This is a genomic window from Thermoanaerobacterium sp. PSU-2 (assembly GCF_002102475.1).
Taxonomy (GTDB): Bacteria; Bacillota; Thermoanaerobacteria; order Thermoanaerobacterales; family Thermoanaerobacteraceae; genus Thermoanaerobacterium.
In genome coordinates this window covers 1-835 of record NZ_MSQD01000040.1, presented here as the reverse complement: position 1 = coordinate 835, position 835 = coordinate 1, and the positions used below count along the sequence as shown (strand labels likewise).

Genomic DNA, 835 nt, shown 5'->3' with positions numbered 1-835 from the left:
TTATTACAACATATTCTCTTATTCGACAGAAAAATCTAAAATCCTGCATAATATAACAAAATTTTAAAGATTTTATTACAAAAATTTCTACGACATTTTTTGTCAAAACTGAACTAATGTATATAATTCATCTTTCTGTTCTTGATTTACGCCGATATATCTTAAAGTGATTTTTTGAGAACTATGATTAAAAGTATCCATTATTAAGCCTATATTATAACGTGATGTTTTATAACTCCAATAGCCCCAAGTTTTTCTCAAACTATGAGTACCAAAATTTTCGACACCAACAGTTTCAGCGGCTTCTTTTAAAATTCTGTAACTTTGGATTCTTCCTATGTGTCCGCCTTTATTGCTTGGAAACAAATAATCATCATATTTTAAACATCTTAATTTTATGTATTTATCAATTTCCTTTTTTAATGATTCGTTAATTTTAATTTTTTTCTCTTTTTCGGTTTTTTTCTCTTTTATAGTAAGATATTCACGAAAATTGTAATTACTTGTATAAATGTCATTGACCTTTATAGGTAAAATATCACTAATCCTTAAGCCAGTATTTAAGCCAAATTTAAAAAGTAAACCGTATTTAGGATCTTTACCTTGTAAATAATAATACATTTGCTTTATTTTAACTTTATCTCGTATAGGTTCAACTGTCATAATTTTTCCTCCTAATTATTAATTTATATCAAAAAAATTAATGATAATGTCTAATATTGATTACATAGATATTATAAAAAAGATACATTGATTTGTATATAGATATATCTAAAAATACTAAATTAATTATTTAAAATGCTTATGTATCAAATATATTATGATCTTATTAAAT

General features: G+C 23.4%; 1 protein-coding gene. It reads right to left on the bottom strand.

The annotated features are described in order from the left end of the window. Positions 1-102: 102 nt before the first annotated feature. The gene (locus tag BVF91_RS13025) at positions 103-663 is read right to left on the bottom strand and encodes a tyrosine-type recombinase/integrase (protein WP_085113769.1); all 561 of its coding nucleotides are present in this window, start codon (positions 661-663) and stop codon (positions 103-105) included. Positions 664-835 lie beyond the last annotated feature (172 nt).

Excerpts from the sequence above, each read along its gene's own strand:
- BVF91_RS13025 (WP_085113769.1), bottom strand. The coding sequence starts at position 663 with ATGACAGTTGAACCTATACGAGATAAAGTTAAAATAAAGCAAATGTAT.